This is a genomic window from Vreelandella aquamarina, assembly GCF_020075495.1.
Taxonomy (GTDB): domain Bacteria; phylum Pseudomonadota; class Gammaproteobacteria; order Pseudomonadales; family Halomonadaceae; genus Vreelandella; species Vreelandella aquamarina_A.
On the sequence record NZ_JABYQT010000001.1, the window covers coordinates 478,187 to 500,772 of the forward strand.

The 22,586-nt window shown below is 61.6% G+C and carries 16 protein-coding genes; 12 read left to right on the forward strand and 4 right to left on the reverse strand.

The annotated features are described in order from the left end of the window. Positions 1-8 precede the first annotated feature (8 nt). On the reverse strand, positions 9-776 hold the full coding sequence (gene aat / locus HW452_RS02200; protein WP_224104465.1) for a leucyl/phenylalanyl-tRNA--protein transferase: 768 nt from the start codon (positions 774-776) through the stop codon (positions 9-11). A gap of 118 nt (positions 777-894) precedes the next feature. On the opposite strand from aat, the gene HW452_RS02205 reads away from it, so the two are divergent. Together HW452_RS02205 and lolA are read left to right on the forward strand one after the other, a co-directional pair. Then, the gene (locus HW452_RS02205) at positions 895-4,296 is read left to right on the forward strand and encodes a DNA translocase FtsK (protein ID WP_224104466.1); all 3,402 of its coding nucleotides are present in this window, start codon (positions 895-897) and stop codon (positions 4,294-4,296) included. A gap of 145 nt (positions 4,297-4,441) precedes the next feature. Continuing rightward, positions 4,442-5,092: an outer membrane lipoprotein chaperone LolA gene (lolA, locus tag HW452_RS02210; protein ID WP_224104467.1), complete on the forward strand. Its 651-nt coding sequence runs from the start codon at positions 4,442-4,444 to the stop codon at positions 5,090-5,092. 58 nt (positions 5,093-5,150) lie between these two features. On the opposite strand, the gene HW452_RS02215 is transcribed toward lolA, so the two are convergent. Beyond that, a complete protein-coding gene (locus tag HW452_RS02215; protein WP_224104468.1) occupies positions 5,151-6,482 on the reverse strand; it encodes a replication-associated recombination protein A in 1,332 nt (443 codons plus the stop codon). 299 nt (positions 6,483-6,781) lie between these two features. Here HW452_RS02215 and HW452_RS02220 point away from each other — a divergent pair, with 299 nt between their 5' ends. The 5 genes from HW452_RS02220 (at position 6,782) to HW452_RS02240 (ending at position 15,560) form a co-directional block, all read left to right on the forward strand. After that, positions 6,782-7,327, forward strand: a complete 546-nt coding sequence (locus tag HW452_RS02220; RefSeq protein WP_224104469.1) for a hemerythrin domain-containing protein — start codon at positions 6,782-6,784, stop codon at positions 7,325-7,327. A gap of 111 nt (positions 7,328-7,438) precedes the next feature. Then, positions 7,439-8,227, forward strand: coding sequence for a glutamate racemase (gene murI / locus HW452_RS02225; protein WP_224104470.1), 789 nt, complete (start codon positions 7,439-7,441; stop codon positions 8,225-8,227). Positions 8,228-8,284: 57 nt separating this feature from the next. Beyond that, complete coding sequence (trmA, locus tag HW452_RS02230) at positions 8,285-9,388, forward strand: tRNA (uridine(54)-C5)-methyltransferase TrmA (RefSeq protein WP_224104471.1); 1,104 nt, start codon at positions 8,285-8,287, stop codon at positions 9,386-9,388. Positions 9,389-9,555: 167 nt separating this feature from the next. Next, positions 9,556-14,379: an NAD-glutamate dehydrogenase gene (locus HW452_RS02235; RefSeq protein WP_224104472.1), complete on the forward strand. Its 4,824-nt coding sequence runs from the start codon at positions 9,556-9,558 to the stop codon at positions 14,377-14,379. Positions 14,380-14,546: 167 nt separating this feature from the next. Then, positions 14,547-15,560 (forward strand): quinone-dependent dihydroorotate dehydrogenase, encoded by a 1,014-nt coding sequence (locus HW452_RS02240; protein ID WP_224104473.1) that lies wholly within the window; start codon positions 14,547-14,549, stop codon positions 15,558-15,560. A gap of 79 nt (positions 15,561-15,639) precedes the next feature. Here HW452_RS02240 and rmf read toward each other — a convergent pair whose 3' ends face one another. After that, positions 15,640-15,849: a ribosome modulation factor gene (gene rmf, locus HW452_RS02245; protein WP_224104474.1), complete on the reverse strand. Its 210-nt coding sequence runs from the start codon at positions 15,847-15,849 to the stop codon at positions 15,640-15,642. 313 nt (positions 15,850-16,162) lie between these two features. Between rmf and rlmKL the strand changes: the two genes are divergently transcribed. After that, on the forward strand, positions 16,163-18,370 hold the full coding sequence (rlmKL, locus tag HW452_RS02250) for a bifunctional 23S rRNA (guanine(2069)-N(7))-methyltransferase RlmK/23S rRNA (guanine(2445)-N(2))-methyltransferase RlmL (protein WP_224104475.1): 2,208 nt from the start codon (positions 16,163-16,165) through the stop codon (positions 18,368-18,370). A gap of 6 nt (positions 18,371-18,376) precedes the next feature. Further along, positions 18,377-18,709, forward strand: a complete 333-nt coding sequence (locus HW452_RS02255) for a glutaredoxin family protein (RefSeq protein WP_224104476.1) — start codon at positions 18,377-18,379, stop codon at positions 18,707-18,709. Positions 18,710-18,730: 21 nt separating this feature from the next. Here HW452_RS02255 and HW452_RS02260 read toward each other — a convergent pair whose 3' ends face one another. Continuing rightward, a complete protein-coding gene (locus tag HW452_RS02260; protein ID WP_224104477.1) occupies positions 18,731-19,012 on the reverse strand; it encodes a hypothetical protein in 282 nt (93 codons plus the stop codon). 142 nt (positions 19,013-19,154) lie between these two features. Here HW452_RS02260 and pdxB point away from each other — a divergent pair, with 142 nt between their 5' ends. The 3 genes from pdxB (at position 19,155) to HW452_RS02275 (ending at position 22,510) form a co-directional block, all read left to right on the forward strand. After that, positions 19,155-20,309, forward strand: a complete 1,155-nt coding sequence (gene pdxB, locus HW452_RS02265) for a 4-phosphoerythronate dehydrogenase PdxB (protein WP_224104478.1) — start codon at positions 19,155-19,157, stop codon at positions 20,307-20,309. A gap of 169 nt (positions 20,310-20,478) precedes the next feature. Beyond that, positions 20,479-21,570 carry a hypothetical protein gene (locus HW452_RS02270; protein WP_224104479.1) on the forward strand — a complete coding sequence of 364 codons (1,092 nt, stop codon included), beginning with the start codon at positions 20,479-20,481 and terminating at the stop codon, positions 21,568-21,570. Further along, positions 21,563-22,510 carry a GGDEF domain-containing protein gene (locus HW452_RS02275; protein ID WP_224104480.1) on the forward strand — a complete coding sequence of 316 codons (948 nt, stop codon included), beginning with the start codon at positions 21,563-21,565 and terminating at the stop codon, positions 22,508-22,510. Before HW452_RS02270 ends, HW452_RS02275 begins: the two co-directional genes overlap by 8 nt. Positions 22,511-22,586: the final 76 nt, after the last annotated feature.

The window sequence follows — 22,586 nt, forward strand, 5'->3', positions numbered from 1 at the left end:
CTCCTTGATCAATTGACCGGAAGCTGCCAACTTCCCGGATTACCCTGGCTGGGTATGGCACTCAACCAGGCAGATGCGGGCACTGAGGGCACTTCACGCGACGATGGCGCAGTGAACGCCTTTTCAGGCAGCCACTGTTCAAGATAGTTGAGGAACGTCTCGCGGGCGACTGTTGCCGCGCCCAGGCTTTGCAGGTGTGGCGTGTGCATCTGACAGTCGATCAGCTTGCCGCCTCCGGCGTGCATGGCGCTTGCCAGATGGGCAAGTGCTACCTTGGAGGCATCCGGCACGCTCGAGAACATGGACTCGCCAAAGAACACCGGTCCCATGGCCAGGCCATACAGGCCGCCTACCAGTTGGCCCGCCTGATGGACCTCGATACTATGCGCAATCCCTAGACGGTGAAGCGTTACGTAGGCATTGTACATCTCGTCGGTAATCCAGGTGCCGGTGTTTTCATCACGAGGCGCGGCGCAGGCATCGATGACGCGCTCGAAATGCTGATTCAGGGTAACGCCGAAGCCCCCATTGCGCAGCCGTTTTGCTAAGCTACGGCGCAGCTTGAACTGTTCGGGTCGTAATACCATGCGCGGGTCGGGGCTCCACCACAAAATGGGATCGTCATCGCTGTACCACGGGAAGATGCCGCGCCGGTACGCCTCCACGAGCCAGGCAGGCGAAAGCTCGCCGCCGGCCGCCAGCAGGCCGTTGGGCGAGTCCAGCGCTTCACTGGTGGATGGAAACATGGGATATGGCGAAGAAAGCCAGGGTAGCATTATTTGCTCCTGTTACTGAGCACATGGTGAGAAGCTCTGTGACGGCGGAAGGATGCTCGGTATGATGCAAACTCGCAAGTGGATTAAAGACGCCATTGAGGTGTAAAGGGAGAATCGCTTGAAAGTGAACAAGGCAGTAGACAAGCGAACGCAGCGTAATTCGCGTCAAGCACCATCTTCGGCCTCTTCTGCGCGGGTAAAGGCCGCGAAGGATAAAGCTCGCCGGTTTGGCCTGCGTTTGCAGGGGTCGGTGCGGGAAGGCGTCGTCGTGGTGCTGCTGGCGCTGTGTGTATTTCTATTATTGGCACTGTTCAGCTACCACCCGGAAGATCCCGGCTGGTCCTACCAGGGGCCGGAAACGGACGTTCGCAACTGGATGGGGCCGGTCGGTGCCTGGCTTGCGGATGTGCTTTATTCGCTGCTGGGGGCAAGTGCGCTGTGGTGGCCGGGGATGTTCGGCTTTGCCGCCTGGTGGCTGATGCGCTCGCGTCAGGTACGTTTTGAGCTGGACCCGGTGGCCATTGCCGTGCACGCCGGCGGTCTGGTGCTGTTGATCTTTGGCACTACCATGCTCGGCGCGCTGCACTTTTATCACCCCGAGAGCATTTTACCTTACGCCTCGGGCGGTATCCTGGGCGAGGGCCTGGTCGCCACGCTGAAGCCGCTGGTAAGCAGTGGTGGCGTGGGGCTGATTGCCGCCGCGCTGATCCTGATCGGGTTTCCTCTGTTCAGCGGCATGTCGTGGCTGCAGGTAGCCGATGAAGTAGGTCGGCGCCTGTGCCGCGTGGGCGGCTGGTTCAAGGAGCGTCGCGAAAAGAGTCGTGAAAAGCGTCAGGCGCGTGCGGCGCTACGGGCCTCCTTGAAGCCCGCGCCCAAGGCCGAAGAGCCGCCGCGGGCACCCAAGCCCAAGCGTGACAAGAACCGAACACGCCGTGAACCCGAATTTTCGGCGGCGGCTGAGTCTGACGACACGTCGATTCCCTGGGAAGGGACAGGCCTGGCCAACAAGGCGCATGCGGAGGCGCAGGAACCCAGCGCGGCGCAGGATCCGCAGCCGCAACGTGTGCCCGAGGCCAGCGCTTCTGCCAACGATGAAGCTTTGGCTGCACGCGTCCAGCCCGAGCCCTTGGTGCCAACGGCGCCCGAACCGCCTCCTGCATCAGATGCAACGCCACGTGCAGACGCTTTCTCGCCGCGCCCGGCCGAGCCCGACGCAGCCTCCCTGCCTGGCGAAGACGCCGAGTCTGCACCTGAGGTGCCAACTCCGCCACCGGTGAAAGAAGCGCCTGTCGAGGTTGCCGCCGTTCCACCCGCCGAAGCGCCGCCCTGGCAAGCGCCACAGGCCGATGAAACCGAGCAGGATGAGGCACCGATCAGCCTGCGTGCCTCCCGAGAAGAGGATGCGGCCTACCCCATGGCGTCGCACTTCTTTGCCCGCGATGAGGTCGATGAAGAGCAGGATGGGCCCCAGGCACATGAGGAGGAAGAGGCGAGTGACGCTGACCAATGGCACGACGAGCCTGAAATCAGCGACGAGCAAAGCGCCTGGCGCGCTGAAGAACCGGTGGTCGAGGCGGTCGAGCAGTACCGGCCGCGCCGCCCGGAGCCTACGCTAGGCAGTACGTTTACCCCTGAAGCCGATGCCCCGCGTGAGCCCCGGCTCGACGCCGAGCCGCGCCGGGAACCCACGCCCGAGCGCGTGCCGGAAGTGGTTCCCGAGCCGGTATGGGAAGACGACGATGACGTGCCCATGCTGGCGCCAACGCCTGTGCCTGCGACCCCGCCATCGAGCCAGCTTCAGAGCCAGCCCCGGCCCGAGCCATCTTCACAGGCCCAGGCACCTTCACAAGCCCAGCCACCGTCCCAACCACAGCCGGTGCAGGCAAGTGGGACGCGGCATGAGCCCACCGTCTCGACGGACGAGGGCGATGTAGAAGCGGACAGCGGCCCCACGCTCTGGACCGTGGAGCATCTGCAGAACCAGCGTCCGGTATTCGAGACCCTGCCGGAGCCCGAGGGCGAGGTGCCGAGCCTGCAACTGCTGACGCCTGCCGAGCCGCACCAGCCCAACTACACCGACGAGCAGCTTGCCGACATGGCCGAGCTTCTCGAAGTGCGGCTACGTGAATATGGCGTCAAGGCCGAGGTGGTGGATACCTGGCCAGGGCCGGTCATCACACGCTTTGAAATCAAGCCCGCCGCCGGCGTCAAGGCGTCCAAGATCAGCAACCTGGCAAAAGACCTGGCTCGTTCGCTGATGGTGAAGAGCGTACGCGTGGTCGAGGTCATTCCGGGGCGCCCGACCGTAGGCATCGAGATTCCCAACCCGCACCGGGCGATGATCCGCCTGCGTGAAGTCATCGACTCCGAGCGCTACCAGCAGGAGACCTCGCCGCTGACCATGGCGCTTGGCCAGGACATCGGCGGTGGGCCGGTGATTGCCAATCTCGGCAAGATGCCCCATCTACTGGTGGCGGGTACCACGGGCTCTGGCAAGTCGGTGGGGGTCAATGCCATGCTGATCTCGATGCTGCTCAAGGCCAAGCCCGATGAGCTCAAGCTGATCATGGTCGACCCCAAGATGCTGGAGCTTTCGGTCTACGACGGTATTCCACATCTTCTCGCGCCGGTCGTCACCGACATGAAGGAAGCCGCCAACAGCCTGCGCTGGTGCGTGGCCGAAATGGAGCGCCGCTACAAGCTGATGGCCGCCATGGGCGTGCGTAACATTGCCGGCTTCAACGGCCGACTGGACGAAGCCGAGCGCGCCGGCGCCCAGGTAGCGGACCCGCTGTGGGAGCCGCAGCCCTGGGAAATGCACCAGACGCCGCCGATACTCGAAAAGCTGCCCTATATCGTGGTGGTGATCGACGAGTTTGCCGACATGTTCATGATCGTCGGCAAGAAGGTGGAAGAGCTGATTGCCCGCCTGGCGCAGAAGGCGCGCGCGGCGGGCATCCACTTGATTCTGGCGACTCAGCGTCCTTCGGTGGACGTGGTGACGGGGCTGATCAAGGCCAACATCCCGTCTCGCATGGCGTTTCAGGTGTCATCACGCATCGATTCGCGCACCATTCTCGACCAGGGTGGAGCGGAAAGCCTGCTGGGTCACGGCGACATGCTCTACCTGCCGGCAGGCTCCGGCCCGCCCAACCGGGTACATGGTGCCTTTGTCGATGATGATGAAGTGCACCGCGTGGTAGATGACTGGAAGCGCCGTGGCGAGCCCGAGTACATCGACGAGATTCTCTCCGGCGGAGTGTCCGCCGACGCCTTGACGGGCCTTGAAGCCGAAGGCAGCGATGGAGAGGACGCCGAGCAGGACGCGCTTTACGATGAAGCCGTTCAGTTCGTGACCGAGAGCCGCAAGGCATCCATTTCAGCGGTCCAGCGGCGCTTCAAGATCGGCTATAACCGGGCGGCACGCCTGGTGGACGCCATGGAAATGGCCGGCGTGGTGTCATCGATGGGCACCAACGGTGCGCGTGAAGTACTGGCGCCGCCACCGGTGGGCAACTGAGCTCGCCCGCTCAATCTTGCAACAAGCGTGAAAGTCGCGCCGCGGGTGAAACCCCGCGGCGCGTTTCGCGTCTGAAGGACCACACGGATGTCGTTGACGATCCTCAGTTATTATTTCGGGCAATGTTATGCCTAGGGAGAACACAATGCGCGATACGCAAACTCTGCTTTCTTCACCCTTGACCCTGGCGGCAACGGCGCTTGGCCTGACCTTTGCCACCCCTGCACTGGCCAACGATGCCGCCGAGCGCCTGACCGAGCGCCTCGAGCCGCTGGAGAGCTACCAGGCGTCGTTCGAGCAGAAGATTCTCGATGGCAGCGGTGAGCGTCTGCAAAGCGCCACTGGCGAAATGTGGCTTTCGCGCCCTGGTATGCTGCGTTGGGAAGTCGAGGCGCCTTACTCCCAGATCGTGGTGTCCGACGGCAGCGATGTCTATCTGTATGACCCGGACCTCGAGCAGGTGACCGTGCAGCCCATGGATGACCGCGTTACCCATACGCCTGCGCTGCTGCTGTCCGGCAATATCGGTGAGCTGACCAGCAACTATGACGTGGTGTACGAGCAGGAAAGCGGGGAGGACGTGTTTACCCTGATCCCGAGCTCTGCCGATACCCTGTTCGAAGAGCTGAGCATGGTGTTCGACAACGATACCCTGACCCAGCTGTGGATGATGGACAGCACCGGCCAGCGCACGCTGATCACCTTCAGTGGTATTACCCAGAACGGCTCGATCGACCGTAGCCTGTTCAACTTCGATATCCCGGAAGGGGCCGACGTCATCCGTGAAGAGTTCTAGTAGCGAGCCGTCGATACCGAGTGGTCGAGCCCGCTCGATGTCATGACGATCAGGCGCCCTAGGGCGCCTGATCTGCTTGCTGGTCACGGTTTTCCCGCCACGCCATTATTTCCGCAAAGCGTTTCTCCTGACCTATCTGGCTGGGCTCGAAAAAGCGTGCCTTGGGCAGCTCTTGCGGCCAGCAATCGTGAGCGCTGCCAGCGGGATAGCCGTCTGGCTCCTTGTGGGCGTAGCGGTAGCCCTCGCCGTGGCCCAGCTGCTCCATCAGTTTGGTGGGGGCGTTGCGCAGGTAAGTGGGCACCTCTACCTGGGGTTGCTCACGGACGTACTGCTTGGCGGCACTCCAGGCGCGCTCTATCCGGTTGCTCTTGGGCGCCACGGCCAGATGAATGGCCGCATGGGCAATCGCTCGCTGGCCTTCATAGTCGCCCAGGCGCAGGTAAGCATCCCAGGCGGCAATCACCAGGGGCAGGGCACGCGGGTCGGCATTGCCGACATCTTCCGAGGCAATCGCGGTCAAGCGGCGCACCACGTCCAGCGGGTCGCCACCACCCTGCATGAAGCGCGCCATGTAGAGGAGCGCTGCATCCGGGCGTGAAGAGCGGATGGACTTGTGGATGGCCGACAGCAGGTCGTAGTAAGCATCGCCCTGCTTGTCGAACGCACTGGCCTGGTGGCCGATGACATCACTCAGAATGCCAGCGTGCAGCACCTCACGGCCGTTCTCGGTTTTGGTAAAATCACACGCGGTTTCCAGCAAGCCCAGCGCTCGCCGCGCATCGCCGGCGCTTGCATGGGCAAGGGCCGTGAGTACCTCGTCTTCCACTTGAATATTGCGCTTGCCAAGGCCCTTCTGGGCATCATTCAGCGCTTGGCGCATGACGGTGATCAGTTCGTCTTCTGAAAGCGCCTTCAGTACATACACCCGCGCCCGTGACAGCAAGGCGGAGTTGACCTCGAAGGAGGGGTTCTCCGTGGTGGCACCAATCAGGGTCAGCAGGCCGGATTCGACGTGGGGCAGCAGGGCATCCTGCTGGCTCTTGTTCAGGCGGTGAATCTCGTCAAGAAACAGAATCACCGGCGAGGTGTGCTGCTGGGCGCGCTCGACCACCGCGCGTATCTCCTTGACCCCCGCCATGACGGCGCTCAAGTGTTCAAGATGCGCGCGGGAGGCCTGGGCCAGCAGCTCGGCAAGCGTCGTCTTGCCCACCCCGGGCGGTCCCCACAGCAGCATCGAGCGGATTTGCCCCGCCTCCGCCATGCGCCGCAAGGGTTTGCCCGGCCCCATCAGCGCTTCCTGGCCAATGTAGTCATCGAGGGTTTGCGGACGCATCCGGTACGCCAGGGGAGCGTCGTCACCGGGTGTCCGCTGAGAGTCGAAAAGGTCCATGTAAACTTCCGTTGTAAATCGAGACGTTGAGCAACAAAGTAACCACAAGTGTGTATGGTAAACAGCGGATTGTCAGGCTACCTTTTGCATAGCCCTTGAAAAACGAGTCCTTGAAAAACCTTTAGTCGCAGCAATCCGCTAGACAGCGATAGTGGCTACGCAGCATTGCCGTGTCGTAAGCTGCACCATGGCGCCAGCGTTTTACATTCGGCATTTGTGTAGCGCTACCCTACAAGACCGAGTGCCCCACCTTGCCCACGGGCAAAGCGGCCAGCATGAACCATAAAGGAGACGGCACGATGTTGAACCAACTGCGTCTAGATCATGCCAACATGGCGCGAATGCTCCATGTACTGCAGCTGAAACAGAAAACCCTCGCCCAGGGTGAACGGCCCAATTTTCAACTGATGCGTGAAGTGGTGGATTACATCCTGGCCTACATGGAAGGCTTTGCCGCGCCGTTGGAGCGTATCTGTGTCGAGCGTCTGGAAAGCCGTGCCTCTGAACATCTGCCCTTGATGGAAAAGATGGCCAACGACTACCTGGAGCTTAAACCAAGGCTGCAACTACTGTCTGATAACATCGATACCATCTTGATGGATAACGTATTGCCGATGGACCGCTTTGCCGAGGATCTAAAGGATTATCTCGAAGCGCACCGGGCGTATCTTCGCCAGGAGCGCGAAGGCCTCTTCCCGCTGATCGATGAGCACTTCAGCCAGCAGGACATGCAGGAGCTTCTGCAGGCGCTGCCCGAAGGTGCCGAACAGGAGCTCGAGCGCCTGCAACTTGCCTATCCCGAACTCTACGCCGAACTGCGCGGGGCGGAAGTGCCCGCAGTTTAACCCTGCCGCTTCCTTCAGCGTTGAGCGGGGCGTGTTAAACTGGCGCTCCGCTGTGTAATGCCTGAAGGAGGCGCAGGTGCACTTGACCAAGCATAAGGCGAAGGGGCGTTGATGGCAGGCCCCGTGCTGATTTTCGATTCCGGCGTGGGCGGGCTCTCCGTGGCCTGCTCGCTGCGCCGCCACTACCCTGATACCGCCATGTGCTACGCCTGCGACAACGCATGGATGCCTTACGGTCTGCGCGACGATGTGACGCTTTCTGCGCGTATCGTAACGGTGTGCCAGGCTGCCGTTGCCGCCTGTGAGCCAAGCGTGCTGGTGGTAGCCTGCAATACCGCCAGCACGCTGGCGCTCGACAGCCTGCGCGATGCGCTGAGCATTCCCGTGGTGGGCACGGTGCCAGCCATCAAGCCCGCCGCTGCCATCAGCCAGACGCGCCATATCGGCCTGCTGGCCACGCGTGCCACGGTAGGTCGGCCCTATACGCAGACGCTGATCGAGAACTTCGCAGGCGATTGTCGTATCACTCGCGTGGCCGCCGATGCCCTGGTGCTGGAAGCTGAAGCACTGCTGGGCGGCAAGGCGCCGGACAGCTCACGCATTCGCGACGCCCTTGCACCCCTTTGGGAACTACCCGGCGGCGCGCCGTTGGTCGATACCGTCGTGCTCGGCTGCACGCATTTTCCGCTGTTGAAACCCTGGCTTGAAGCCCACGCCCCCGTACCCATCAACTGGGTAGATTCCGGCGACGCCATTGCCCGACGCGTCGGGCAGGTTGCCCCGGCGCTCACAAGCGGCTCGGACGGGCGTTTTTTCACTACCGCCGAGGCCGACGCGCTTCATGCAGGGTTTGCCCGTTACGGTTTCCACACGCCGGCGTTCATACTTCGCAGTCGCTAGGCGTCGGCCTGGCGTCACCCATTTCATCTCTGATACCGATATTGAATAGGAGCCGACGTGGCTATCCCCGATATACAACCCGAGCGCTATGCCGAGCAGCTGGCCGAGAAGCGTGCCTATCTGGAAAGCACCTTTGCGCCGTTCAACCCGCCTGCGCTTGAAGTGTTCGAGTCCCCGGCGAGCCACTATCGCCAGCGCTGCGAGTTTCGTATCTGGCATGAAGGCGACGACCTTTTTTACGCCATGTTCGAGGTCGACCCGGCCAATCCCAAGGAGAAGCGGGTCGTGCGCCTGGACCAGTTCGCCGTGGCCAGCGAGTCGATCAATGCGCTGATGCCGCGCCTGCGCGAGGCCTTTCTGGCAAGCGATGAGCTGCGCCGCCGGCTGTTTCAGGTCGAGTTCCTGACCACGCTCTCCGGCGAGGCCCTGGTCACATTGATCTACCACCGCCCGCTGGGAGACGCGTGGGAGCAGGAAGCCCGCGCGCTGGAAGCGGAGCTTGGCATCATGATCATTGGCCGCTCGCGCAAGCAGCGCCTGGTGCTGACCCGTGACCACGTATGGGAGCAGCTCACGGTGGATGGCCGTACGCTTCATTACCAGCAGGTGGAAAACAGCTTCACCCAGCCCAACGCACACATCTGTCAGAAGATGCTCGCCTGGGCGCGGGAAGTCACGGCAAACCGCCAGAACGAAGATCTGGTCGAGCTCTACTGCGGCAACGGCAACTTCACCATTGCCCTGGCGGACAACTTTCGCCGCGTGCTGGCAACGGAAATATCGCGCACCTCGGTGGCCAGTGCCAATGTGAACCTGGAAGCCAACAAGGTGACCAACGCCCACGTTGCGCGGATGTCTGCCGAGGAGTTTGCCCTGGCGCTCAAGGGCGAGAAGAGCGGGCGGCGCGTGGCGGAAATGGCGCTGGAGGATTATCGCTTCTCCACCGTGCTGGTGGACCCGCCGCGCGCTGGGCTCGACGAGCAGAGCTGCCGTCAGATCAGCGAATATGACCAGATCGTCTATATTTCATGCAACCCGGCAACGCTTGCCGACAACCTGAAGGTGCTTGGCAAGACGCACCAGATCGAGCGCTTTGCGCTATTTGACCAGTTCCCGTTCACCAACCATTGTGAATGTGGCGTATGGCTCACGCGGCGCTGAATTGGTCAAGAGGGCGCATAATGCGAAAGTGGCATACTCCATGAGCAACATGCCAGATGAATAGAGTGACGGCCACGGGTAGCGTAAGCTGGTCGTCATGGTGGCCTAAAGGCCTATTGTCCCACGTATTTTTGGCCAGGTGTTGGCCCCGGCAGTCGAGGTGATGGATGCATTACGTTGCGAGTGAAGAGAGTCGGCAAGACCTTTTGAAGCAGCTGTTCGAGCGCTTGGAAGCGCGGCTGGAGCCAGACCGGGCAACGGCCATCGAGGCGTTTGCACGACGCTTCTACGCCACTGTCCCGGTAGAGGATCTGGTCGATCGCCGTCTGGACGATCTCTACGGGGCGACCTTGTCCATCTGGCAGTTCCTGCAGCACCACGATGCCCAGCGCCCGAAGGTGCGCGTCTTCAACCCGGATTTCGAGGAGCACGGCTGGCAGTCCACCCACACGTTCGTCGCCGTGCTGCACGAAGACATGCCGTTTCTGGTCGACTCGGTGCGCATCGAACTCAACCGCCGTGGCCTGACCGTCCACGCGATCCAGAACTCGGTATTTGCCGTCGAGCGTAACGAGCAGCACCAGCTGAAGGTGCTGGCCTCGCCGCGCGACGCCGATGCGCCGGACGCACGCGAGTCGCTGATCGTGATCGAGGTCGACCGGCATACCGACCCGGAAGCGCTTGCCAATATCGAGAAGAAGCTGCATCAGGTGCTGCGCGATGTGCGCACTGCGGTGGACGATTACGATGCCATCTGCGGGCAGATCACCTCGGCCATCCAGGAACTCGAAAAGAACTGCCCGCCGCAGATCGACCCGGATGACCACGAAGAGGCGATCGCGTTTCTCGAGTGGCTGGTCAAGGACAATTTCACCTTCCTGGGCTATGACGAGTACCTGCTGGAAGGCAACGAGCTGCAGCGCGACCCCAACAGCCTGCTGGGCGTATTCCGCCTTGACGACCCGCGCTACGACGAGCGCATCCGCACCGAGGAGGGCATCAACGAGCACGGCGACTACGAGCTGGTGCCCCAGCTGCTCTCGTTTGCCAAGAGCGCCCACCACTCGCGCGTGCACCGCCCGACCTACCCGGACTACATTACCGTTGACCGCTACGACGACGACGGCAACGTGATCGGCGAGCGCCGCTTCTTCGGCCTGTTCACCTCCACGGTGTACAACGAGTCGCCGCGCAATATCCCGATGCTGCGGCGCAAGCTCAAGGCAATCATGGATATCGCCGGGTTCAACCCCCAGGGCCACAATGGCAAGCAACTGCTGCAGGTGCTGGAAGTCTATCCGCGCGATGACCTGTTTCAGATCAGCACCGATTCACTGGCTCACACGGCGCTGGGTATTCTCGACATTCGCGAACGCCGTCAGGTGCGCCTGTTCATTCGTGCCGATGTCAGCGGCAAGTTCTACTCGTGCCTGGTGTTCGTGCCGCGCGACGTGTTCTCGACCGACCTGCGCCAGCGCATTCAGAATCTGCTGTGCGAAGAGCTGGATGCCCACTTCGGTGACTTCAACACCTATCTCTCCGAGTCGGTGCTTGCGCGTATCCAGCTGATTCTGCGCTTCAACGGCGATGCGCCCAGCCAGTTCGATCTCAAGCGTCTGGAAAGCAAGGTGGCGCGTCTGGCGCGCAGCTGGCGTGACGAGCTGATGGCCGCGATGATCGAAGGCTTTGGCGAAGAGCGCGCCAACCACAAGATGGAGCAGTTCCAGGACGCCTTCTCCGCCAGCTACCGCGAAGAGTTCACCGCGCGTACTGCGGTGTTCGACGTGCAGCATCTGCTGGCCCTGGACGAAGGCGACGACCTGTCGCTGTCGCTCTACCGGCCGCTCGAAGAGCAGGGCAGTGGCGTCAACCTCAAGCTTTATCATCGCGCCGCACAGATTCCGCTTTCCGATGTGCTGCCCATGATGGAAAACCTGGGGCTGCGGGTCATCGGCGAGCACCCCTACGAGATCAACGCCCACCATCAGCGCTACTGGATTCATGACTTCGAGCTTGAGCATGGCAACAAGGATGTCAGCTTGGGCGAGATGCGCGACACCTTCGGTGAAGCCTTCAAGCGGATCTGGGCGGGCGAGGCGGACAATGACGCCTTCAACCGGCTGATCATTGCCGCCGGGCTCGACTGGCGCGAAGTGGCCATGCTGCGCGGCTACGCCCGCTACCTGAAGCAGATCCGCTTTGGCATGTCTCAGGACTACATTGCCGCGACGCTGGCCAACTACCCGGCCATCACCCAAGAGCTGGTGGAGATGTTCCGCCTGCGCTTTGACCCGGCGCTCGAGACCCATGACACCGACGAATGCGTGGCGCGGATCAACGAGCACCTGGAGGGCGTTGCCAGCCTGAACGACGACCAGCTGCTGCGCCGCTTCGTGGAACTGATCCAGGCCACGCTGCGTACCAACTACTACCAGCGCGCTGACGGCGGCCGCTTCAAGGATTACATCGCCTTCAAGCTCGAGCCCTCCAAGGTCACCGGCATGCCCAAGCCGCGGCCCATGTTCGAGATTTTCGTCTGCTCGCCCAGGGTGGAAGGCGTTCACCTGCGTGGTGGCAAGGTCGCGCGCGGTGGTTTGCGCTGGTCTGACCGTCACGAGGATTTCCGCACCGAAGTGCTGGGGCTGGTCAAGGCGCAGCAAGTCAAGAATGCGGTCATCGTACCGGTAGGCGCCAAGGGCGGTTTCGTCTGCAAGCGCATGCCGGAAAACGCCGACCGCGAAACGCAGCAGAAAGAAGGCATTGCCTGCTATCAGATCTTTATTCGTGCGCTTCTGGACGTCACCGATAATCTGGATGGCAGCCGCATCGTGCCGCCGGAAAACGTGGTACGCCACGATGAGGACGACGCCTATCTGGTCGTCGCCGCCGACAAGGGCACGGCCACCTTCTCGGATATCGCCAACGAGATCTCCATCGAGTACGGCCATTGGCTGGGCGATGCGTTTGCCTCCGGCGGGGCCAACGGCTACGACCACAAGAAGATGGGCATCACCGCCCGAGGCGCCTGGCAGTCGGTCAAGCGCCACTTCAAGAACCTGGGCGTGGATACCCAGGAAGATCTGTTCAGCGTGGTGGGCATTGGCGACATGGCCGGCGACGTATTTGGCAACGGCATGCTGCTCTCCGACAAGATCCAGTTGGTCGGCGCGTTCAACCACCTGCACATTTTTGTCGACCCGAACCCCGATGCCGAGGCGGCCTTTGCCGAGCGCAAGCGCCTGTTCGATCTGCCGCGCTCGAGCTGGGAAGACTACAGCCGCGAGCTGATCTCCCAGGGCGGCGGTATCTTCAGCCGTAGCGCCAAGTCGATCACGATCACACCGGAGATGCAGCAGGTGTTTGGCATCGCCGAGGAGCGACTTTCGCCCAATGAACTGATTCGCGCCATGCTCCAATCCAGGGTGGATCTGATCTGGAACGGCGGCATCGGCACCTACGTGAAGAGCACCGAAGAAACCGATGCCGATGTAGGCGACAAGGCCAATGACGCCCTGCGCATCAACGGCGCCGACCTCAACTGCCGCGTGGTGGGCGAGGGCGGCAACCTCGGCCTGACCCAGCGTGGGCGAATGGAAGCTGCTGCCAAGGGTGTGCGGGTGTACACCGATTTCATCGATAACGCCGGGGGCGTGAACTGCTCCGACCACGAGGTCAATATCAAGATATTGATCGATGACGTGGTCAAGCGTGGCGACATGACCGAAAAGCAGCGCAACGACCTGCTGGCGGAAATGACCGATGAAGTCGCTGATCTGGTCATTCTGGACAACTACCGGCAGGCCCAGGCGCTGGATCTCTCGGAAACGCTTTCCCATCAGGGCATCGGCCCTTTCCGTCGCTTTATCAGCGAGCTGGAGTCTGCCGGTCAGATTGATCGTGAGCTCGAATTCCTGCCTTCCGATGAAGCGTTGAAGGAGCGGGCGAGCAACCAGCAGGGCATGCGCCTGCCGGAACTTTCGGTGCTGATCTCTTATGCCAAGAGCACGCTGAAGGGCGATTTGATCAATTCTGACGTGCCCGATGATACCTACGTTCACCGTCATCTCGAGCGGCTGTTCCCGTCGGTGCTGACCGAACGCTACCAGGCCGAGATGTACGAGCACCGCTTGAAGCGTGAAATCGTGGCCACCCAGGTGGCCAACGATCTGGTCGATCACATGGGCATCGTGTTCGTGCGCCGGCTGATGGACTCCACCGGGGTGGGGCGGGCCGACATTGCGCGCAACTACGTGATTGCCCGCGACAGCTTCGATCTGCCCACGCTCTGGGCACAGATCGAGGCGCTGGACAATCAGGTGGCAAGCGACGTGCAGCACACCATGATGCTGGACCTGATGCGCCTGATTCGCCGGGCCACACGCTGGTTCCTGCGCCAGCACCTCAATCTCTCTACTCAGGATACCATCGAGTACTTCGCGCCGCGCCTGGCGCAACTGCAAGAAGAGATTGGTGAGCTGTTGAGCGGCGAAGAGCTCGAGGCCTGGCGCCAGCGTCGCGACGAGCTTCAGGCCGCCGGCGTACCCGATGCCCTGGCCTCGGCGGTGGCGGCCGCGCCCAGCCTCTATGCAGGGCTTGGCGTTATCCAGACCGCGCGGGTCACCAACGAGAAGCCCCAGCGGGTCGCCGACGTGTACTACGAAATCGGCAGCCGCCTGGAGCTTCCCTGGATGATTCAGCAGGTCACCCAGCTCGAAGTGCGCGATGCCTGGCAGGTGCAGGCGCGGGAAGCCTTCCGCGATGATATCGACCGCCAGCAACTGGCGCTGACCACCAGCGTGCTGAAAGTTGAGGCCGGCAGCCGCGATACCCAGGAGCTGGTGGATCAGTGGCTGGAGCAGCACGCTCACCTGCACCAGCGCTGGTGCCGCCTGATCGACGAGGTGCGCGGTGGCAGTGAAGGCGGGTTTGCGCTGTTCGCCGTTGCCGTACGCGAGCTGGTCGATCTGGCCGAGAGCGACAGCGAAACCTGACCTCGGGCCTGGCCCAGCACTTGATAGCACCGCGCCTGGAGCCATCCAGGCGCGGTTTTTTTATGCCTGGCACACCGGATGGCCGGCGGGCGCAATGCGCTGAAGGAGGTGTTTGCGCTATACTCTGCGCCGCTCAGTCCTGCCCACCTTCAGGAGACACCTTGCTGATGTACTCACTTGCCCGCTCGCTGCTCTTTCGTATCGACCCCGAAACCTCGCATGGCATGGCGCTGGCAAGCCTGGAAGCGCTGCATCGCGCAGGCGGTGTGAAGGCGCTGGTAGGCGAGTCGGTAGACGACCCGGTCGAACTGATGGGGCTGCACTTTGCCAACCGGGTGGGCCTGGCGGCGGGGCTTGACAAGAATGCCGACCATCTGGATGCCCTGGGGGCGCTGGGCTTCGGGTTCGTGGAAGTCGGCACGGTGACCCCCAAGGCGCAGCCGGGTAACCCCAAGCCGCGCCTGTTTCGCCTGGCCGGCCATGAGGCGATCATCAACCGCTTCGGGTTCAACAATAAGGGGGTCGAGCATCTGGTGGCGCGCGTACGCAAGCGCCACTACCAAGGCCTGGTAGGTATCAATATCGGCAAGAATTTGACCACCGCGGTGGAAAACGCCCTGGATGACTATCTAGCCTGCCTTGATGCCGTACATTCGGTCGCGGATTACATCACCGTCAATATCTCATCGCCCAATACGCCTGGGCTTCGCACGCTACAGTTTGGCGAGCAGCTGGATGCACTGCTGGGCCCCATCCGCGAGCGTAGCCGGGAGCTGGATGCCGAGAGCGGACGCCGCGTGCCGCTGCTGATCAAGATCGCCCCGGACATGAATGAAGATGAAGTGGCGCTGGTGGCGGCAAGCATCGCCAGAAACACCTTGGACGGCGTGATTGCCACCAACACCACGGTTTCCCGCGAGGCGGTGCAGGGCGACCCCCAGGCCGACGAGGCCGGCGGGCTTTCCGGCAAGCCGGTGTTCGAGCCTTCCAACGTGGTGATCCGCCTGTTGCGCCAGCATCTGCCAGCGCTGCCCATCATTGGAGTAGGGGGCATCGATAGCGCCGAGGCGGCGAAGGCGAAGATTGCCGCCGGGGCAGATCTGGTTCAGCTCTATTCCGGGCTTATCTACCAGGGGCCGAAACTGGTGAACGAGTGCGCTAGGGCGTTGAAGACGCCATGAAAAAGGCGTATTAAAAAGCCCGCTCGGTGGCGGGCTCCCTGTTCCAGAATACGTAGAATATTAAGGAAATGGTAACTTGCTAGGTCATGACCATGGGGTTTTTGTGAATGCCGGAAATGCCGGTCATGCCATCCCACTGGTCTCCGCGACCTTCACGCCAACCGCTCATCCAGTATTCGCGTAAATTGACATCCTGACTTGGACAATCGTCACGGGAGCGGCCCGAGACACCTGCTTTATATCCGTGGACAAAAGCCCGCTGGAAGCGATCACGTTTTTGTCTTTTCATTGGCTAACCTCTTTTCATGAAAGCCTTTGATAGGAAATAGAGCGTAGGGCTGGCCCTATTTCGAGAGCTGACTTCAAGAGCAGGTTGACGTCCAGGCGCTAATGTCTAGCACTCCCGTGCTGAACCGGCCGGATGACAACCTTGACGAGCCTTAGGTCAATGTGTGACCTAGACAAGCAACGCATGCGTTTTGTGTAGCTACGCTTTTATTCTTAGATCATGATGGGGGCACTTGTCGACCCCCAAATGGTCATAAGATGTAAATACATTTGCCATATACAGGAATATCGCGCGGTTACGCGCTGCCATGATCATGACCGAAACGAGCCAAAACGCCCCCCTGAATCTGCTGGCCACCTGCCCGAAGGGCATCGAAGGCCTATTGGCTGACGAGCTGGCAGCGTTGGGCGCCGCGCCAGGGAAAACCACCGTTGCCGGGGTGTATTTCACGGCCGACCAAGCCACTGCCTACCGGGTGTGCCTGTGGTCGCGCCTTGCCAACCGGGTGATTCTGCTGCTGGCCCGCGAGCCAATGATCGACACCCCCGAGCAGTTGCGCGACGCCGTCGCTCGCATCGCCTGGACTCGGCACTTGAGCGTTGGCAAGACGCTGGCGGTGGATTTTCACGGCCGCAGCGATCACATTCGCCATACCCGCTTCGGGGCGCAGACGGTCAAGGATGGCGTGGTGGACTCGCTTCAGCTTTCCGGCCAGGAGCGGCCTTCCATCGATACCAAGACGCCGGATCTGCGCCTTTACGCCCACCTGCATCGCGCCAACCTGAATCTTGGCATCGATCTTTCCGGCGAGAGCCTGCATCGACGTGGCTACCGGCGCGATGTCGGCCACGCGCCGCTCAAGGAAAACCTCGCCGCGGCGCTGCTGGTACGTGCCGGCTGGCCCGAACGCGCCAAGGCCGGAGAGCCGTTGATCGACCCGTTGTGCGGGGCGGGGACGCTGCTGGTCGAGGCGGCGCTGATGGCCGCCGACCAGGCGCCCAACCTTGACCGCGAACGCTTCGGCTTCAAGGGCTGGGCGGGGCATGACGAGGCCATCTGGCTCGAGCTGAAGCGCGAAGCCGAAGCGCGTGCCTCCATTGGCCGCAAGCGCTGCAAGAACCTGATACTCGGATTCGATCAAAGCCCGGCGGCACTCTCGGCGGCCAAGACCAACGCCATGCGTGCCGGTATTCCCGCCCTCATCACCCTGCACGGGCAGAGCCTTGGCCAACTAACCCGGCCCGAAGAGCTTGCCGCGCCCAGTGGGCTCTTGATCACCAACCCGCCCTACGGTGAGCGTCTGGGCGAACTGCCTGAGCTTGTTCGTCTGTATGCGCAGCTCGGCACAAAGGCCAAGGCGCTGTTTCCGGGCTGGACGCTTGCGCTGTTTACCGGCAATCCGGACCTCGGCCACCGCCTGGGGCTGCGTGCTCACAAGCAGTACGCGCTCAAGAACGGCGCGCTCGATGCCAAGCTGCTGCTGATGGCGATTGGTGCTCAAGCTCCCGCATCCGAGGAGCAGGGCGAGGGGCAGACCGAAGAGCAGGGGAGTACGGCGCCTCAGAAGGCGTCCGGCGTATCCGAGAACGCGCAGATGTTTGCCAACCGGCTGGTGAAAAACCAGAAACGGCTGAAAAAGTGGCTGAAGCACAGCGGTGAGACCTGCTATCGGGTGTATGACGCCGACATGCCCGAATTTGCCCTGGCGGTAGACCGTTATGGCGACCGGGTGCACGTGCAGGAGTACGCCGCGCCCGGCTCGATCAATCCAGCCCAGGCCCAGAAGCGTCTGTTCGATGCCCTGGAAGTGCTGCCCGAGGCGCTCAACGTCGACCCTGGCAAGGTTTACATCAAGCGCCGCGAGCGTCAGGCCGGCAGCGCCCAGTATCAAAAGCGCGACGCCAGCGGCGAGCGCTTTGAAGTGCGCGAAGGCGCAGCGCGGCTGTGGGTCAACCTGCGCGACTATCTGGATACCGGGCTTTTCCTTGACCACCGTCCGGTGCGGCGCATGCTGGGAGAAATGGCCGCCAGCAAGCGCTTTTTGAATCTCTTCTGCTATACCGCCACAGCCACCGTGCAGGCGGCGCTGGGTGGGGCCAGCGACAGCGTCAGCGTGGACATGTCCAACACCTACCTTGAGTGGGCCAAGGACAACTTCGCGCTGAACCAGCTCGACCCCAGGCTGCACCGCGTTGTCCGCGATGACTGCTTCCGCTGGCTGGAAACCGCCAATGCCGAGTTCGACCTGATCTTCATGGACCCGCCAACGTTTTCCAACTCCAAGAAGATGCGTGACACGCTGGATGTGCAGCGCGACCACCCGCGCCTGGTCGAGCTGGCCATGGCAAGGCTCGCGCCTGGCGGCACCCTGGTGTTTTCCAACAATCAACGCCGCTTCAAGCTCGATGAGGCGCTCAGCGAGCGCTATGCGGTCGAGGAGATCACCTCGCGCACCTTCGATCCCGACTTCCAGCGGCGCACCAACCTGCACCACGTGTTCCTGCTGCGCCACCGCGCGTGAGGCGGCGTGATTTCACTGACGCTCTATACCACTCTGGGCTGCCACCTGTGCGCCCAGGTGGAAGCCTTGCTGAGCGCGCTTGCCAATCAGCCGGTCGAGATCGAACGTATCGAGATCATTGAAGATGCCCGGCTGATGGAGCGCTACGCCACGCGGATACCGGTAGTGGCGGATAGTCAGGGCGAAGAGCTGATAGAGGGGTTTGAGATCGAGCGCCTGGCGTCCTGGCTTCGCGCGCGGGGCTGGCTTGACGAGAGCGCGTTAGATGCGCTGGCAGCCAAAGAGGCGTCGCCGCCGAAAAGCGCTTATCGGCGAAACGGGCGGCGTTTTCTAGGCTAGTGAACGCTAACTTCGGGTTGGCTACAGCAGATCCAGCAACGACAGCTGGCGCATGGCTTCCTGGCCTTCGGGCGTGTTGTCGGCCGCTTCGAGTACCTTGCGAAATCCGCGCGACGCCTGAATGGTCGTCTCATCCTCGAGCCACATCTGGGCCTGCTCGACGGTATCGGCAAGCTGATGCTTCAAGCCGCCAAACTGCGTGCCGATCTGCCCCCAGGCGCGGCTGAATATCCAGTCGCCGAACATGTCCTGATGAATATGCACCAGCACGTAGTCGTGGTCTGTTTCCCATCTTACGATCACAAGCCTGCTCCCACGATGTGTCTTGTTGCTGTCTGCTCCGCACGCGCGTTTTACCGTGCTGCTTCAAAGGCTTGAATCGCCTTTTCCAATTCTCTACGGCGAGCGGTATTGTAAAGCCCATCATCGTCAAAAGGATACTGCTGTGAAGCTGATTGTGGACGCCAACATACCCGCCGCCGAGCGCTGCTTCGGGGCGTTCGGCACGCTGACCCGCCTGCCGGGACGCGAGATAAGCGCCGAGCACATCAGGGATGCCGATGCCTTGATCGTGCGCTCGATTACTCAGGTAAATGAATCTCTGCTGGCCGAAAGCGCCTTGCGCTTTGTCGGCACCTGCACGATTGGGACCGACCACATCGACCATGCTGCGCTTGCCCGGCGCAACATCGCTTTTGCCAGCGCTCCGGGCTGCAATGCGGACGCGGTGGTGGATTACGTGCTGAGCAGCCTGCTGATCCTTGCCGAGCGTGACGGCTGGTCGCTGCTGGCGCGCACGGTAGGGGTCGTGGGCGTGGGTAACGTGGGCAGCCGTCTGCTTGCCCGTCTGCAGGCGTTGGGTGTGAAGACCCTGGCCTGCGACCCGCCCAGAGCCGCCGCCATGGGTGAAAAGGGCGACCAGGCGTTTGCGCCGCTGGATACGCTGATCGAGCGCTGTGATGTGCTCTGCCTGCATACGCCGCTGGTGAAGGACGGCCCTCATGCCACATACCAGTTGCTGGATGCCCAGCGGATCAACGAGCTGGCCCCAGGCACCGTGCTGCTCAACGCTGGTCGCGGCGACTGCATCGATGAAATGGCCCTGCGTGGGCGCCTGGCCGGCAAGGGGGACATCAGCGCCGTGCTCGACGTGTGGGAGAACGAGCCGAGTATCGATGCCAGCTTGCGTGATCTGGTGGCCCTGGCCACGCCCCATATCGCCGGGCACAGCCTGGATGGCAAGCTGCGCGGCACCTGGATGATTCAGCAGGCGCTGGCCGACCATGGTGGACAGGTGGCGCCGGAAGCGTTTACCGATATCTGTCCGCCGCCTGCAGTGGCTTCGCTCCACCTTCAAGAAGCGCTGCCTCTGGAGGATGCACTGCGCCTGTGTACGCGTGCGGTATACGACGTACGTCGCGATCACGACAGCCTGCAGCGTCAAATGCACCGTCAGGGCGTCAAGGTCGGGTTTGACACTTGTCGGGCGGATTACCCCCTGCGCCGGGAGTTTGCCACGCTGATGGTCAGGCTGTCCGGCGGCGCCGCTGAGCTTGAAGCGCCACTGAGGGGAGCAGGATTTCAAGTGCAGGCAGGGTGAGACAATGCGGCACAAGACGTTATAGTCGGTACAAGGCGTTATAGTCGGTACAAGGCGTTATAGCTCGTGTGGCCCTTGAAGGTGCCCTGCACGCATGAAGTAAGCTGCGAGTGGTCAAATTGCTGGGTATCAACTAATAATTGAGTGTTGAACGACCGGGCGATAACAAATGATTACCTTACCGACAGAAACTATTGGCAGCATACCCCGCTCAGAAACGCTGATGCAGGCTCAGCGACAATATGATGCCGGGAACATCGACGCAGCGACGATGGAGACGTTCTACAGTGACGCCGTTCAACAGACGATGCGTGAGCTGGAAGCCACAGGCTCTCCCATCATTACCGACGGCGAGCAGCGTAAAACCCATAGCTTTGCTACCTATTCAGTGGAAAGCGGCAAGAACATTGCGCCCGACGGGCTCGAAATACCTTTCAGTGATGGTCACGTTCGTCGTTTGCCCCGCTTGACGGCGGGGCCTTTCCGGTACGCCTTGTCTGCGGCAGACACGCTGGCAATGGCCAGGCAGTACACGCAGTTGCCCATGAAGCAGGCCATTATCTCGGTATCGGCAATGAGCCTGTTGTATCCCACCGATGGTATCCCGGGTTACAGCCGTGAAACCTTTCTGGATGACCTGGTTGACGAGCAGGAAAAGGAGATACGCGGCTGCTTTGCCGCTGGCGCGCAGAAGGTGCAGATCGATTTCACGGAAGGTCGGCTGGCGCTCAAGCTCGACCCGAGTGGCAGCGTGCTCAACAGTTTTATCGAGTTGAATAATCGGGTTCTGGCGCGCCTTGTTGATGCCGAACGCCACGCCATCGGCATTCACACCTGCCCGGGCGCCGATCATGACGCCACCCACAGCGCCGATGTGGATTATGCCGAGCTGCTCCCCAGCCTCTTTGAACTCAAGGCCCGCGATTTTTACATTGCCATGGCCGCCGAGGCAGATCCCGAGCGGGGGTTGAAAATCGTTGCCCGCTATCTGAAACCGTGGCAGCGCGCCTTCATCGGCGTTATTGATGTCAATGATCCGCGAATCGAAACACCCGAGGAAGTCTGCGCACGCGTCTTGCAGGCTGCGCGCCATATCCCGCTGGCACAGCTGGGCACTACCGATGACTGTGGATACTCGCCATTTTGCGATGACACCTCAACGTCACGGGAGACTGCGTTTGCCAAGATCAAGGCTCGCGTGGAGGGGACCGCGATGGCCGCCAGGAAGCTGACAGTGCAACGTGGCATGTTGCATGAATAAAAGGCAGGCCCTTGTTCAGAGCCTTGCCGTCTTTGACGCGCGAGAGCGCCTGGTCGACTGGAATCCGGGGTTCGTTGAAGAGTTCGCCGATGCCGCCTCGATCGTGGCCCAGGGCGTCAGCGCACGCGATATCTCTAGCGCGTGTCTGCTGCCGGAACGCGCGCTCGACCTTGGCTGGTCGCTGTACGGCGCTCCTCCCCAGAGGTTCGAATACATCAATAACCGACGATCCATTTCGGTAGCGCAGCATCTCGGCGTCAATGGCCACATTTTTCGGGTTGCACAAAGCACTCATGCCACGCCACCTCTGCACGCTGGCATGCTGGATGAAAATGCTGAGTTGCTGCGTTCAGCCGCGTTGCAGATTTCAGCGGCGGTACTCAAGCGCCGCGAGCAGGAAACGCTTCGGTTGCATGAGCTGGCGCTCAAGGACGGCTTGACCGGTATTGCCAACCGACGCTATTTCGATGAATTTCTCGACATCGAGTGGCAACGCTGCAAACAGAGCCAGTTGCCGCTATCAGCCATCTTCATCGATATCGACTACTTCAAAGCCTACAACGACCTCTATGGTCATCTGAATGGAGACGTATGCCTAAAGGCCATCGCTTCAACCCTGAAGGATCACCTGCATCGTCCTGGAGGCCTGGTCGCGCGTTATGGCGGGGAGGAGTTTACCTGTCTGTTGCCAGGGGCTGACCTGGGCGAGGCGACTCAAAAGGCCGAGGAACTCGAGCAGGCGGTCAGAGCGCTTGCCATCCCCCATGAAAAGTCCGGTGCCTTGCCTATCGTGACGATCAGCCTGGGAGTTGCCACGGTGCCGTGTATTACTGGGAGCGATACGTCGGTGCTGGTCAAGGCAGCCGACCTGGCGCTTTACAAGGCCAAGGCAGCTGGGCGGGGGTGTGTACGCTCGACGCTTTGTACATCCCCTTGTTGAGTATGTGGGGCGAGGCAATCCCTGTCTGTGTCAGACGCCCAGTATCGAGATCGCCCCGCCATGCCATATCAACCGA